General features: G+C 67.8%; 15 protein-coding genes. 6 read left to right on the forward strand and 9 right to left on the reverse strand.

Features of this window, described 5'->3' with window-relative positions; translation table 11 throughout:
* Positions 1–460: 460 nt before the first annotated feature.
* From ABD768_RS16405 to ABD768_RS16440, 8 genes are all read right to left on the reverse strand, one after another.
* Positions 461–784, reverse strand: a complete 324-nt coding sequence (locus tag ABD768_RS16405) for a DUF2469 domain-containing protein (protein WP_012922325.1) — start codon at positions 782–784, stop codon at positions 461–463.
* Positions 781–1,479 carry a ribonuclease HII gene (locus ABD768_RS16410; protein ID WP_343963359.1) on the reverse strand — a complete coding sequence of 233 codons (699 nt, stop codon included), beginning with the start codon at positions 1,477–1,479 and terminating at the stop codon, positions 781–783. Before ABD768_RS16410 ends, ABD768_RS16405 begins: the two co-directional genes overlap by 4 nt.
* 58 nt (positions 1,480–1,537) lie before the next feature.
* Entirely contained in the window at positions 1,538–2,302 is a 765-nt protein-coding gene (lepB, locus tag ABD768_RS16415; RefSeq protein ID WP_344841424.1) for a signal peptidase I, read from the reverse strand.
* A complete protein-coding gene (gene lepB / locus ABD768_RS16420; RefSeq protein ID WP_343963364.1) occupies positions 2,299–2,946 on the reverse strand; it encodes a signal peptidase I in 648 nt (215 codons plus the stop codon). Before lepB (ABD768_RS16420) ends, lepB (ABD768_RS16415) begins: the two co-directional genes overlap by 4 nt.
* Positions 2,947–3,065: 119 nt before the next feature.
* On the reverse strand, positions 3,066–3,428 hold the full coding sequence (gene rplS, locus ABD768_RS16425; protein ID WP_343963366.1) for a 50S ribosomal protein L19: 363 nt from the start codon (positions 3,426–3,428) through the stop codon (positions 3,066–3,068).
* Between the two features lie 189 nt (positions 3,429–3,617).
* Positions 3,618–4,817: a tRNA (guanosine(37)-N1)-methyltransferase TrmD gene (gene trmD / locus ABD768_RS16430; protein WP_344841426.1), complete on the reverse strand. Its 1,200-nt coding sequence runs from the start codon at positions 4,815–4,817 to the stop codon at positions 3,618–3,620.
* Positions 4,814–5,368, reverse strand: a complete 555-nt coding sequence (gene rimM, locus ABD768_RS16435) for a ribosome maturation factor RimM (RefSeq protein ID WP_344841427.1) — start codon at positions 5,366–5,368, stop codon at positions 4,814–4,816. The genes trmD and rimM overlap by 4 nt, the downstream gene beginning before the upstream one ends.
* Positions 5,369–5,410: 42 nt before the next feature.
* The gene (locus ABD768_RS16440; protein WP_344841429.1) at positions 5,411–5,998 is read right to left on the reverse strand and encodes a helix-turn-helix domain-containing protein; all 588 of its coding nucleotides are present in this window, start codon (positions 5,996–5,998) and stop codon (positions 5,411–5,413) included.
* Between the two features lie 164 nt (positions 5,999–6,162).
* Between ABD768_RS16440 and ABD768_RS16445 the strand changes: the two genes are divergently transcribed.
* The 6 genes from ABD768_RS16445 to ABD768_RS16470 are packed head-to-tail and all read left to right on the forward strand — an operon-like array spanning position 6,163 to position 12,824.
* On the forward strand, positions 6,163–7,074 hold the full coding sequence (locus tag ABD768_RS16445; protein WP_344841431.1) for an ABC transporter substrate-binding protein: 912 nt from the start codon (positions 6,163–6,165) through the stop codon (positions 7,072–7,074).
* A 1-nt stretch (position 7,075) separates the two neighbouring features.
* Positions 7,076–7,954 carry an amino acid ABC transporter permease gene (locus ABD768_RS16450; RefSeq protein ID WP_343963378.1) on the forward strand — a complete coding sequence of 293 codons (879 nt, stop codon included), beginning with the start codon at positions 7,076–7,078 and terminating at the stop codon, positions 7,952–7,954.
* Positions 7,955–7,962: 8 nt separating this feature from the next.
* Positions 7,963–8,715 carry an amino acid ABC transporter ATP-binding protein gene (locus ABD768_RS16455; protein WP_425558434.1) on the forward strand — a complete coding sequence of 251 codons (753 nt, stop codon included), beginning with the start codon at positions 7,963–7,965 and terminating at the stop codon, positions 8,713–8,715.
* Positions 8,715–9,692 carry an agmatinase gene (gene speB / locus ABD768_RS16460; RefSeq protein WP_344841435.1) on the forward strand — a complete coding sequence of 326 codons (978 nt, stop codon included), beginning with the start codon at positions 8,715–8,717 and terminating at the stop codon, positions 9,690–9,692. The genes ABD768_RS16455 and speB overlap by 1 nt, the downstream gene beginning before the upstream one ends.
* Positions 9,685–11,412, forward strand: coding sequence for a thiamine pyrophosphate-binding protein (locus ABD768_RS16465; RefSeq protein WP_344841437.1), 1,728 nt, complete (start codon positions 9,685–9,687; stop codon positions 11,410–11,412). Before speB ends, ABD768_RS16465 begins: the two co-directional genes overlap by 8 nt.
* On the forward strand, positions 11,409–12,824 hold the full coding sequence (locus ABD768_RS16470; protein WP_344841439.1) for an aminobutyraldehyde dehydrogenase: 1,416 nt from the start codon (positions 11,409–11,411) through the stop codon (positions 12,822–12,824). The genes ABD768_RS16465 and ABD768_RS16470 overlap by 4 nt, the downstream gene beginning before the upstream one ends.
* Positions 12,825–12,889: 65 nt before the next feature.
* Here the strand turns inward: ABD768_RS16470 and ABD768_RS16475 are convergent, their stop codons facing one another.
* On the reverse strand, positions 12,890–13,141 hold the full coding sequence (locus tag ABD768_RS16475; protein ID WP_328335296.1) for an RNA-binding protein: 252 nt from the start codon (positions 13,139–13,141) through the stop codon (positions 12,890–12,892).
* Positions 13,142–13,145: the final 4 nt, after the last annotated feature.

Below are 13,145 nucleotides of genomic sequence, written 5' to 3' on the forward strand. Positions count from 1 at the left end.
GGCAGGTACCGGGCGGCGGTACCGGCGGCTGGGCGGTGGGACGCAGGTACCGGGCGGCGGTACCGGCGGCTGGGCGGTGGGACGCAGGTACCGGGCGGCGGTACCGGCGGCTGGGCGGTGGGAGGCAGGTGCCGGGTGGGCGGATGCGGGCAGCGGGCGGTAGCGCCAAGAGCGGCAGGTAGCAGGCGCTGGTACCGGCTACTGGCTGGCGGGCCGTAGGCGCCGGGCGGCAGGTATCAGCTGCTAGGTGATGGGCGGCAGGCGCCGGGCGGCGGTACCGGCGGTTGGTCGTCCTGACCAGCGGCCGGGCGCGGCCGGGTGCGGCGGGCGGGGAGGAGCAGCGACCTTGAACACCTTTCGGTGGCCTTGGACAAGTTATTTCATGTTCAAGGTCGCCGGAAGGTGTTCAAGGTCCCGGGAGCGCGACGCCAGGGGGCGTCGGTCGGACGGGTGGTGGGGGTTAGCGGCCGAAGTCGCTGTCCTTCGGGACTTCTAGGTCTGATTTGGCCAGTTCTTCGATGTTGACGTCGCGGAAGGTGACTACCTTGGCGTTCTTGACGAAGCGGGCTGAGCGGTAGACGTCCCAGACCCAGGCGTCGGCCATGGTGACTTCGAAGTAGACGTCGCCGCCTTCGGTGCGGACTTTGAGGTCTACCGCGTTGCACAGGTAGAAGCGCCGTTCGGTCTCCACGACGTACTTGAAGATCCCGACGACGTCCTTGTACTCCCGATAGAGCTGTAGCTCCATATCGGTTTCGTACTTCTCAAGGTCGTCTGCGCTCATCGGCTCTCCGCTCCGGTGGGACTGGACACATTCTGTCCCATATCGGGCCGCATACTGCGGCGGACATTCTCGAACCGCCGTCGATGTTGTGGACACGGGCCGTATTCGTCCAGTGCCGCCTGGTGTTCAGGGGTGCAATATCCCTTGTGAACCGCGAAATCGTACTGCGGGTACTCCTCGTGCCAGTGCTGCATGATCCGGTCCCGGGTCACCTTGGCGATCACCGAGGCCGCCGCGATGCAGGCTGCCACCCGGTCACCCTTCCACACCGCGAGGCCCGGTACGCCGAGCCCGTCCACCCCGAAACCGTCCGTCAGCACGTACTGCGGGCGCAGGTCGAGCAGGAAGATCGCCCGGCGGAGCGCCTCCACGTTGGCGACGTGCATGCCCAACCGGTCGCACTCGGCCGCCTCGATCGAGACCACCGACCACGCAAGGGCACGAGATCGGATCTGGTCGTAGCACCGGTCACGTGCCTTCGCCGTCAACAACTTGGAGTCGGCCAGTTCGGGGATCTGGCCGCGTTTGCCGTCCGGCAGGATCACCGCGGCCGCGACCAGCGGGCCGGCGCACGGTCCGCGGCCGGCCTCGTCGACGCCCGCGATCGGGTCGAGGCCGACCCGGCGCAGGGCGCGTTCGTACCCGTAGAGCCCGGCGTCACGCCGGATCGTGCTGCCGCGCGGAAGAGCGCTCATCCATCAACTCACTCGGGAGGCGGTCGCCGGCGAGAGGCTCACCGGCGAGGCGGATAGCTCACTTGGGAGGTGGTGTGAGGGAGATCGAGGGTTTGTCGGGAGCCGGCCCCGCGGCCGGTATCGACTTGAAGGTATCCGGTACTTCGAGTTTGTCGAACCGGTTCGCCGGCCACACCACCAGGATCGCCCGCCCGGTGATCTTGTCCATCGGCACGAACGCCGCATCACCCGGATTGCCTCCGTCGGGACCCGTGTCACTCAGGTGCACCCGGGAGTCACCCGACTCGGACCGGTGGTCGCCCATCACGAAGACCCGCCCGGCCGGCACGGTGACCTGGAACTCCATCGCCGACGGCGCGTCGCCCGGATACAGGTAGGTGCCCTCTTCGAGCGGCTGACCGTTCACCATCAGCCGGCCCCTGGAGTCGCAGCAGGCGACCTTGTCCCCCGGCATTCCGATCAGGCGCTTGATCAGGTGACCGTGGCTGGAGTCCGGCAGCAGACCGACGACCTCGAAGAACCGGCCGATCGAGCCCCGCTTCTGGCCGCTCTCCTCGTCGCCCAGCCAGCCGCCCGGATCCTCGAAGACGACGACGTCGCCCCGCTTGACGTCGGTCAGCTTCTCGACCACGACCCGGTCGCCGACGAGCAGCGTGTTCTGCATCGACTCGCTCGGGATGATGAACATCTGGCCGACGAAGGCCCGCAGGATCGACGAGACGATCAGAGCACCGACCACGATCAGCACGAACTCGCGGGCAGCTGCCGCGAGTCCGGAGCGGTGGGCGGGTTTCTCTTTCGTCGCGGTCGGTGTCTCAGTCACTTCTTCAGCCCCGGCTTCTTGAAGGTTTCCGGAGGACGCAGCATCGTCATCCGGTCAGACGGCCAGATTACGCAACAGGCACGGCCAACCACGTTGTCGACCGGGACGAAGCCGCCGCCGGGCCCGCCCATATGGGCACGGGAGTCCGCGGATTCGGCCCGGTTGTCACCCATGACCCACAGTGAACCAGGCGGCACAACGACGCTGAACGTCGTGGTGGACGGTTTGGCGTCCTTGAGCAGGTACTCGCGCTCGTCGAGCGGGATCCCGTTGACCGTGATCCGGCCCGCCTTGTCGCAGCAGACCACCTTGTCGCCGGCCACGCCGATCACCCGCTTGACCAGGTGACCCTCACCGCTGCGCGGCAGGATGCCGACGAACTCGCCGACCCGCCGCAGCGTGCCGGGCTCCTTCTGCTCCTCGTTCAGCCAGTGGCCGGGGTCCTTGAAGACGATGATGTCGCCCCGGTCCACGTCGCGATGCAGATAGCTGACCTTCTCGGCCAGGATCCGGTCGTTGGTGGTGAGGGTGTCGTACATCGACTCCGAGGGCACGTAGAAGGCCTCGGCGACGAAGAGTCGCAGCACGACGGTGATGACCAGCGCGAGCACCGTCACGGTGGTCATCTCCAGCAGCAGGCTCATCAGCGGGTTGCGCTGTTTGAGCCTGCGGTGTCGTCCTTTACTGCGACGAGCCCTCCTGGCTGGCGGGCGAGCGCGCGTCGCGGTGCTCGGCGCCATTCCTGACCGTCGTCAGTAGACGATCAGGAGGCCGGGATGTTGTCCCGCTTCTCCTTGATCTTGGCTGCCTTGCCGCGCAGCTCGCGCAGGTAGTACAGCTTCGCGCGGCGGACGTCGCCGCGGGTGACGACCTCGACCTTGTCGACGATCGGGGTGTGCATCGGGAAGGTGCGCTCGACGCCGACGCCGAAGCTGACCTTGCGGACCGTGAAGGTCTCCTGCAGGCCACCACCGTGGCGACGGATCACGACGCCCTTGAACACCTGTACGCGGGAGCGGTTGCCTTCGACGACCTTGACGTGCACGTTGACCGTGTCGCCGGCGCGGAAGGCGGGGATGTCGTCACGCTTGCTCGCGTTGTCGAGCTCGTTCAGGATGTTGCTCATCAGGTGTCTCTTCCTCGCGCGTGCCACAGGTCACCCACGAATGGCTCGTATGTGAGAGTCGAAGATGCTGTCATGCGGTGGTCACCCCCTGTGGCAGGAGCACCGAACGGCAACAGCGACCAAGTTTGCCACACAGCGTGAGCCGCCACGAAATCGCCTGCTCCCGGCACCCTCGGCAGAGCCCCGGAGTCAGCGACGTTTGCGCCGTTTGGCGAGGTGGACGAGTTCGACCTTGTCGGTCTGCCGTTCCCGCCTGGTCTCGCGGTAGCCGGCGTTGCGGTAGAGCTGGAGATTGCGCTCGCTGGCGGCGCCGGTGTTCAGCTCGTACGACGTGACGTCCGCAGGCGCGGCCCTCTCGGCCACCCGGAGGAGCTTGGTGGCGATGCCTTGGCCCTGCCAGTCGGGAGCCACCATCAGGCGGGCGATGTAGCCGACGTCGCCGATGACCGTCAGCTGGACCGACCCCACGATGCGGGCGCCGACCACGGCCTTCCAGACGGTCCCTTGGCCGAGCCGGGCGACGCACTCCGCCAGTGACTCGGTCAGCGGCGGAATGCCGAGGTCGTCGTACGCCTGCCCTTCGGTGAGGAAGGTGGCCCGCTGCAGCGTGAGCAACTCCCCCGCATCGGCCTCGGTCGCCGGCAGGACCGGCACCTGCGACGCAGCATCGTCCTCTGCCGCCAGGGAGCTGCCCCAGGCGGCCAGCAGGTCGGGCCTGCGCTCGGCAGTACGGCGAACGGACTCCTCGTGGCGCCACTCGGCGATGAGCTTGTGGTTGCCGGACAGGAGTACTTCCGGTACTTCGTGCCCGCGCCAAGCCGGTGGCTTCGTGTAGACCGGGTACTCGAGCAGTCCATGCCCCGAGTGCGACTCCTCGGCCAGTGACTCCGGGTTGCCGATCACACCGGGCAGTAGGCGGGCAATCGCCTCCACCATGACCAGTACTGCGACCTCCCCGCCGTTCAGCACGTAGTCGCCAATGGAGACCTCGGTGACCTGCATCCGCTCGGCCGCGTGCGCAGCGACCCGCCCGTCGATCCCCTCGTACCGTCCGCAGGCGAAGGCCAGCCACGGCTCGGCCGCGAGCTCGTAAGCCAGGTCCTGGCTGAAAGGGCGACCAGCAGGCGTCGGCACGATCAACCGGGGCTGCGAGGGACCATCGCCCGGCATGACGCTGTCGAATGCCTCTCCCCACGGCTCCGGCTTCATCACCATGCCGGCACCCCCGCCATAGGGAGTGTCGTCGACAGTGCGGTGCCGGTCATGGGTCCAGTCGCGCAGGTCGTGCACCCGGACGTCCAGCAGACCACTCTTGGCCGCCTTGCCCACCAGCGAGACGTCCAGCGCCGCCAGGTACTCCGGGAAGATCGAGAAGACGTCCAGCCTCATCGACCCGAGTCTCCAGGCTCCGACGGGACCACCTCTGCGCCCTCGGGGTCCAGCAGCCCGGGCCGGTCGGCCACCTCTACGTAGCCCGAGTCCAGGTCGATGGACGGGACCAGCTCCTCGACCAGCGGCACCAGTACTGCGTTCCCGGCCGGCCGACGGATCTCCAGCAGGTCCTGCGACGGCAGGTGGATCACGTCGATGACCTCACCGGCCTCCACCCCGTCAGTGGTCCGCACCTTGAGGCCGATCAGCTCACGGTCGTAGTACTCGTCGGGGTCCTCCGGCCGCTCGTCCTCGGCGATCTCGGCCTGGACCTCCAGGTTGCGCAGGTTCTCGGCGGCCGTACGGTCCGGTGAGTCGGTGAACTTCACCAGCAGCCGCCCACTGTGCCAGCGGCTGGACTCCACCGTCAGGGTCCGGGGTGGAGTCGACACCGTGACGAGCTGAGCGCCGTCAGCGAACCGCAGATCGGGGTCGTCCGTCCGGACGATCATGCCGACCTCGCCCTTGATCCCATGCGCCCGGCCGATCCGGCCGACAATCACCAGCACCGCAGTTCCTCTCGCTGACCTCCGACGTAACGCCACAGTGTCTCAGGCGCTACCGCTCCACGGCGCAGGGGTGAGCACCCAGACCAGCTCGGCCCGTTCCGTCTCGCTGGCATTGAGCCAGGTATGCGGCTCACCACCGGGGAAGGTCAGGGCATCCCCCGCCGACAGCGCCACCCGGCGATCGGTGAACAGCATCTCGATCGAGCCGGCCAGCACATACACGACCTCGTACTCGCAGTTGATCGTGTAGAAGTCCTTACCGCCCGTACCGCCGGGCTCGGCGTCGGTGTGCACCACCTGTACCCGGGACTGCCCGCGCGGCGTCATCAGCCGCTCATCCACCCCCGCGCCGCCCAGGTTGATCGCCGGCGCGCTGTCGAGCCGGACCAGCGCGACGTCCGGCACCGTGAACAGGGAGCCGACGTCCAGGCTCATCACCTCGCACAGGGTGATCAGCGAGGCGACGCTCAACGAGGTCTCGTCCCGCTCCACCCGGCTGAGGAATCCCTTGGTCAGTCCGGCGGCGGAGGCGAGCTGGTCGAGCGTGTAGCCGTGCGCCTGGCGGGCGGCCCGGAGCCTCGAGCCGATCCGGATCTCGTTATTCGACGGCGACACCGGCAACGGACGCATCAGGGGCCTTCCACTAGGCGGAACCAAAGAAAACAGCGGACTGACCGCTTGACACCCATCATGCCGCCCCCGATGCTCGTACGACAACCTTTGTTGCCTCTCATGAAACATTCTCGCAACACGAGGCAACAAGACCGCCATCAAAGGTCCGGGAGATACCCACCATGCGGATTCCACACCTCGCCGTCGCCGCCGCCCTGTCGGCGACGCTCGTCACCGCCTCCTGCGCGGCGCCCGACGCGGCCGAGAGCCCCGCGGGCGGCAACGGTTCGACCAGTACGGCGCCCACGCTGACCAAGGACGACGCCGCCGCCGCGCTGCTGCCCGAGGAGATCCGGACGGCCGGCAAGGTGCGGGTCGCCTCCGGCGTGAGCTTCCCGCCGATGGAGTTCTTCGACACCGACAACAAGACCGTGCTCGGCTTCGACGCGGATCTCGGCGCGGCGCTCGGGCAGGTGCTCGGGGTGACGTTCGAGTTCCAGAACACCAACTTCGACGGGATCATCGGCGGCCTCAACGCCGGCCGGTACGACCTGGCGCTGACCAGCATGATCGACAAGAAGGCGCGCCAGGGTACGGCCGATTTCGTCGACTACCTCAACTCCGGCGTCACGTTCATGGTTGCCAAGGGCAACAAGAACAACCTGAAGGAGAAGCTCGATCTCTGCGGCCGTACCGCCGCCGTGGAGAAGAGCGCGACCGGTGACCTGACCGCGGACGACATCACCAAGGAGTGCGCGACGGCCGGCAAGCCTGCCGTCAAGAAGCTGCCGTTCCCGGACCAGGCGAGCGCAGTACAGGCGTTGCAGTCCGGTCGCGCGGATGCGGTCCTCGCGCTGGACCTCACGCTGGCTTACAACGTCAAGCAGGCGCCGGATGCGTTCGAGATCGGGAGCAAGCCGTTCGGCACGTTGCCTGTTGGGATCCCGGTGCCCAAGAGCAATGCGAAGCTGCGTGACGCAGTACAGGCTGCATTGAAGAAGGTCATCGAGAGTGGCACGTACGACGCTCTGCTGGCCAAGTGGAACCTCACGGATCAGGCGCTGAAAGATGCTCCGATCAATCAGGGCAAGTGAGATGAGCACCGCCGACGAGCCGATCGTCCGGCTGCGGCATCCCGGCCGCTGGGTGGCCGCCGCGGTGATCGTGTTCCTGCTGGCCGTGTTCGTGCACTTCGTCGCCACCGCGCCGAAGCTGCGACTCGACCTGGTCGGCGGCTACCTGTTCGAGAAGTCGATCATGCTCGGCCTGCTCAAGACGCTGCAGCTGACCATCATCGCGATGCTGGTCGGCGTCGTCCTCGGCACCCTGCTGGCCGTGATGCGCCTGTCGGAGAACCCGGTACTCCGCGCCGTCGCCGGCGGCTACGTCTGGCTCTTCCGCGGTACGCCGATCCTCGTCCAGCTGCTGTTCTGGTTCTTCCTCGGCACCGTCCTCCCCCAGATCAGCATCGGACTCCCGTTCGGCGGACCCGATCTCGTCAGCTGGCCGACCAACACGGTGATCACCCAGTTCACCGCCGCCATCCTCGGACTCGGGCTGAACGAAGCCGCGTACATGGCCGAGATCGTCCGCGCCGGAATCGGCTCGGTCGACCAGGGCCAACGCGAAGCGGCCGAGGCGCTCAGCATGAGTCCGTGGATCACCTATCGCCGCGTGATCCTGCCGCAGGCGGCCCGGCTGATCGTGCCGCCGACGGCGAACCAGACGATCTCCATGCTCAAGCTCACCTCGCTGGTACTGGTGATCGGATTGCCCGAGCTCACCACGACCGCCCAGCTGATCTACGGCCGCAACTTCCAGCAGATCCCGCTGCTGATCGTCGCGAGCATCTGGTACCTCGTCCTCACCACGATCCTGACCATCGCGCAGAACCGGCTCGAGCGGCGGATGAGCCGCGGCGTCCTGGCCAACACCAGGGCCAACACCAGACGTCAGAAGGCAGGAGTCCGCTGATGACCGCGATGGTGCAAGCAGTCAACGTCCGCAAGTCGTTCGGCAACACAGAGGTACTGAAGGGCATCGACCTCACCGTCGACGCCGGCGAGGTGATCTCGCTGCTCGGGCCGTCCGGCTCGGGCAAGAGCACCTTCCTGCGCTGCATCAACCATCTGGAGCGGCTCGACGGCGGCGAGATCAGCGTGAACGGTGAGCTCGTCGGGTACCGGCGGCATGGCGGACGCAAGTACGAACTGCGACCGCGTGAGACCGCTGCGGCGAGGCGCCACGTCGGGATGGTGTTCCAGCGCTTCAACCTGTTCCCGCACCGGACCGCGGTGGAGAACGTGATGGAGGCGCCGGTCTTCGTCAAGCGCGAGACCAAGGCGTCCGCGCGGGCTCAGGCTCTCAACCTGCTTGATCGGGTCGGCCTGGCTGACAAGGCGGCGGCGTACCCGGCTCAGTTGTCCGGCGGTCAGCAACAGCGGGTCGCGATTGCTCGCGCGCTGGCGATGCGGCCGACGCTGATGCTGTTCGACGAGCCGACCTCTGCCCTCGACCCCGAGCTGGTCGGCGAGGTGCTCGAGGTGATGAAAGGCCTGGCGACCGAAGGGATGACGATGATCGTGGTCACCCACGAGATCGGCTTCGCCCGGGAGGTCTGCCACCGGGTGGTCTTCATGGACGGCGGCGTCGTCGTCGAGGCCGGTCCGCCCGCCGAGGTGCTCACCAACCCCCGTCATGCCCGGACCCAGTCCTTCCTCTCAAAGGTGTTGTGATGACCAACTTCCAAGGCCCGGTCGATGCGACCAAGGTCCCCCGGTACGGCGGTCCCGCGACGTTCGCGCGGTTGCCGCGGATCGACGAGGTCGCTCGTGCCGATGTCGCGGTGATCGGGGTGCCGTTCGACTCCGGCGTCAGCTACCGGCCAGGTGCGCGCTTCGGGCCCGGGCACATCCGCGCCTCGTCCAAGCTGCTGCGGCCTTACAACCCGGTGCAGGACATCGAGCCGTTCGCGCTGCAGCAGGTCGCCGACGCGGGTGATATCGCGTGCAATCCGTTCGACATTCTCGAGGCGGTGCAGCAGATCGATCTCGGCGTGCGCGAGGTGTTGAGTGCGGGCGCCAAGCCGCTGACGATCGGCGGCGACCACACGATCGCGCTGCCTTTGCTGCGGGTGATGCACGAGGCGCATGGGCCGATCGCGGTGGTGCACTTCGATGCTCATCTGGATACCTGGGACACGTACTTCGGTGCGCCGATCACGCACGGTACGCCGTTCCGCCGGGCGTCCGAGGAGGGGCTGATCGATCAGACCGGGTCGCTGCACGTGGGGATCCGCGGGTCGTTGTACTCGCGTGAGGATCTGACCGACGACCAGGTGCTCGGCTTCCAGGTGATCGGCGCGCATCAGTTCGACGACCACGGGTGGCGGGGTGCTGTTGAGCGGATCAAGGCACGGGTCGGCGATCGGCCGACGTACGTGTCGCTGGACATCGACGTACTCGATCCCGCTTTCGCGCCGGGCACCGGTACGCCGGAAGCCGGCGGGCTGACGAGTCGGGAGTTGCTGCAGATGCTGCGGGCGTTCGCGGAGTTGAACCTGGTGGGCGCGGACATCGTGGAGGTGGCTCCGGCGTACGACCACGCGGAGGTCACTGGCATCGCAGCCGCCCACGCGGCGTACGAACTGGTCAGCGCGATGGCGCCCAGAACCGACGGCTCGTCGACCGACGGGGTCCGGGCCGATGGCTGAGGTGGTCACGGGCGGGGCGGCCGTCATCGACGGGCTGGTTGCCAACGGGGTGCGGCATGTCTTCGGGATTCCGGGGACGCACAATCTCGAGCTCTATCGCTATCTCCCGGCGTCCGGGATCAAGCACATCGTCACGCGTCATGAGCAGGGCGCGGGGTATGCGGCCGACGGGTATGCCCGGGTGACCGGTGGACCGGGCGTGCTGATCACGACGTCCGGACCGGGGATCACCAACGCGACCACCGCCCTGGCGACGTCGTACGCCGATTCGGTGCCGACGCTCGCGATCTCCCCCGGCCCGCCGCGTGGCACGGTCGGCAAGGACATCGGTTGGCTCCACGAACTGAAGAACCAGCAGGGCGCGCTCGACGCCGTCTGCGACCGCAGCATCCGGGTCGAGAACGCCGACGAACTCCCCGAGACGATCGCCGACATCTTCACCGGCTTCCACACCCGCCGCCCCCGCCCGGTCCACCTCGAGATCCCAGTCGACGTCCTGGAAGGCGAGTGGGTACGCCGTACCGCCACCGCGCCGTCCAGCCCCGCACCGGCCGCCCTCGACTCAGTTGCCCTAGGCAACATCATCATCGCCCTCACCCAGTCGGTGAAGCCGCTGCTGATCGTCGGCGGCGGCGCCCGAGGTGCCGGCGAGCAGATCCGCACACTGGCGGCCGCCGGCGTACCGGTCCTGACCACCGTCAACGGCAAGGGCATCCTCGACGAAACCGACCCGCTGTCACTAGGCGCATCGATCCGGTTGGCCGCGGCCCACCAAGCAGTCTCGGAAGCAGACCTCGTGATAGCCATCGGCACCGAGCTGGGTGATTCGGACCTCTGGGGCGGAGTACTCCAAGCCGCCAAGGTGATCCGGATAGACGTCGACCCCGCCCAACTACAGAAGAACCTTTCCGCCGACCTCACCGTCACCGGCGATGCCGGACGAGTGCTGCAGGCCATCGTCACCGACAGCCTGTTCACCAAAGCCCGGGTCGCGGAGCGACCGGATCCGACAACAATCGCGAGTCGGCCGGAGGCCGAGCAAGGCATAGCGCCGGCGCAGGCGGCTGCCCGGCCGAAGGCCGAGACCTTCGCAGGACGGGCAGAAGCCGGCACGGGCGCGGGCCGTTGGGAGGTTGGGCACATTGCCGGCTGGCGGAAGGCGATCTTGGCTGAAGCCGCCAAGGATGCTGGGCCCTGGGCGGAGATTCAGCGAGTGCTGGCGGAGGCCTTGCCTGCGGACGCGGTGGTTGCTGGGGACAGCTCGCAGGTCACCTACTACGGGACCGTGCATTACTGGCCGTTCACGCCGGGGAATCGGCTGTTGTATCCGACGGGGTACGCGACGCTCGGGTATGGGTTGCCGGCGGCTATCGGGGCGAAGATCGCGGCGCCGGAGCGGGCGGTGGTCGGGTTGTTCGGGGATGGGGCGGCGATGTTCACCATCCAGGAGTTGGTGACGGCGACCGAGCTCAAGCTTGCGTTGCCGATCGTCGTCGCGGACAACGGTGGGTACGCGGAGATCCGCGAGCAGATGGTGGATCGCGGGATCGCACCGCAAGCGGTTGATCTCTACCAACCGGATCTGCCCGCCCTCGCCCGCGCCATCGGTGCGTACGGCGTCGAAGCCACCATCGACACCCTCGGCGCCCTCACCGCCGAGGCACTGACCGCCGGCCGTCCGACTCTGATCCACCTCGCCATCGAGCGGAGCCACGCGTGACCACACTGACCAATGTCATCGGAGGCAAGCCCACAAGCTCCGGTGAAGTGATGGAGTTCAAGGATCCGGCCACGGCCCAGCCAATAGGTGAGGCGCCGAGGTCGCGAGCAGCGGAGGTGGATGCGGCTGTTGGAGCTGCTGCTGAGGCGTTCAGGAGTTGGCGGCGGACAACGCCGGCGCAGCGGCAGCAGGCGATTCTGGGGTTGGCTGAGTTGGTTGAGGACAACGCGGAAGAGCTGATCGAGTGCGAGGTGCGCAACACCGGCAAACCCCGGGCGGCCACGAGGGAGCTCGAGTTGATCCCGTGTGTCGACCAGCTCCGGTTCTTCGCCGGGGCCGCGAGGGTGCTCACCGGGATCGCGCAGGCGGAGTACGAAGCCGGTTTCACCTCGTCCGTACGCCGTGAGCCGGTCGGCGTGATCGCGCAGATCACCCCCTGGAACTACCCCCTGATGATGGCCATCTGGAAGATCGCCCCCGCCCTCGCAGCCGGCAACACCGTCGTCCTGAAGCCGGCCGACACCACTCCGTGGAGCACAGTCCGGCTGGCCGAGCTGGCGCAGGAGGTGCTGCCGCCGGGAGTGCTCAACGTCGTCTGCGGCGACCGCGACACCGGCCGCCTGCTGGTGACGCACAAGCGGCCGGACATGGTCGCCATCACCGGGAGCACCCGCGCAGGCGCCGAGGTGATGGCCGCGGCCGCGCCGACGCTGAAGAACGTCCACCTGGAGCTGGGCGGCAAGGCACCCGCGCTCGTCTTCGCCGACACCGATCTGCGCAGAACGGCGGAGGAGATCGCGTTCACCGGCTTCTTCAACGCCGGCCAGGACTGCACCGCCGCGACCCGGGTCCTGGTCGAGCAGTCGGCGTACGACGAGTTCCTGACCGAGCTGGCGGCCGCCGCCCACGCCAGCCGGGCCGGTGCCCCTGACGACCCCGACATCACCTTCGGCCCGCTCAACAGCGCGGACCAGAAGGACCGGGTCGAGGAGTTCCTGACCGGGCTGCCGGACCATACCGAGATCGTTGCCGGCGGCACCGGGCACGGGCCGGGCTACTTCCTCGACGCGACCGTGATCGCAGGCGCGAGGCAGGACGACGACGTGGTGCAACGCGAGATCTTCGGGCCGGTACTGACCGTGCAGCCCTTCGCCGACGAGGCCGAGGCGATCGAGCTGGCCAACGGCGTCGACCTGGCGCTGGCCTCGAGCGTCTGGACCACCGACCACGGGCGCGCGACCCGGCTGGCGGCCGAACTGGACTTCGGCACGGTCTGGATCAACTGCCACCAGCTGCTGCCCGCCGAACTACCCCACGGCGGCTTCAAGCAGTCCGGCACCGGCAAGGACCTCTCGGTCTTCGGCCTGGAGGACTACACCCGCCTCAAGCACGTGATGAGCGCCTGGTCCTGAAGCGTCCTGAAACGACGGAAAGGCCGCGCCCCCGAGGGGGTGCGGCCTTTCCGGTGGACCTGAGATCAGCGGCGCGGGCGCCGGTTGAACTCGTCGACGAAGTCGATCCGGACCGACTGCTCGGAGCTGAGCGCCCCGACCACGGTACGGATCGCGGTCGCCGTCCGGCCGTTGCGGCCGATCACCTTGCCGATGTCGTCGGGGTGCACGTGCACCTCGAGAGTGCGTCCACGCCGCAGGTTGCGCGACCGGACGCTGACCTCGTCAGGGTTGTCCACGATGCCTCGGACCAGGTGCTCGAGCGCCTCGGTCTCCATCATC

The organism is Kribbella ginsengisoli (assembly GCF_039537185.1).
Lineage (GTDB): Bacteria > Actinomycetota > Actinomycetes > Propionibacteriales > Kribbellaceae > Kribbella > Kribbella koreensis.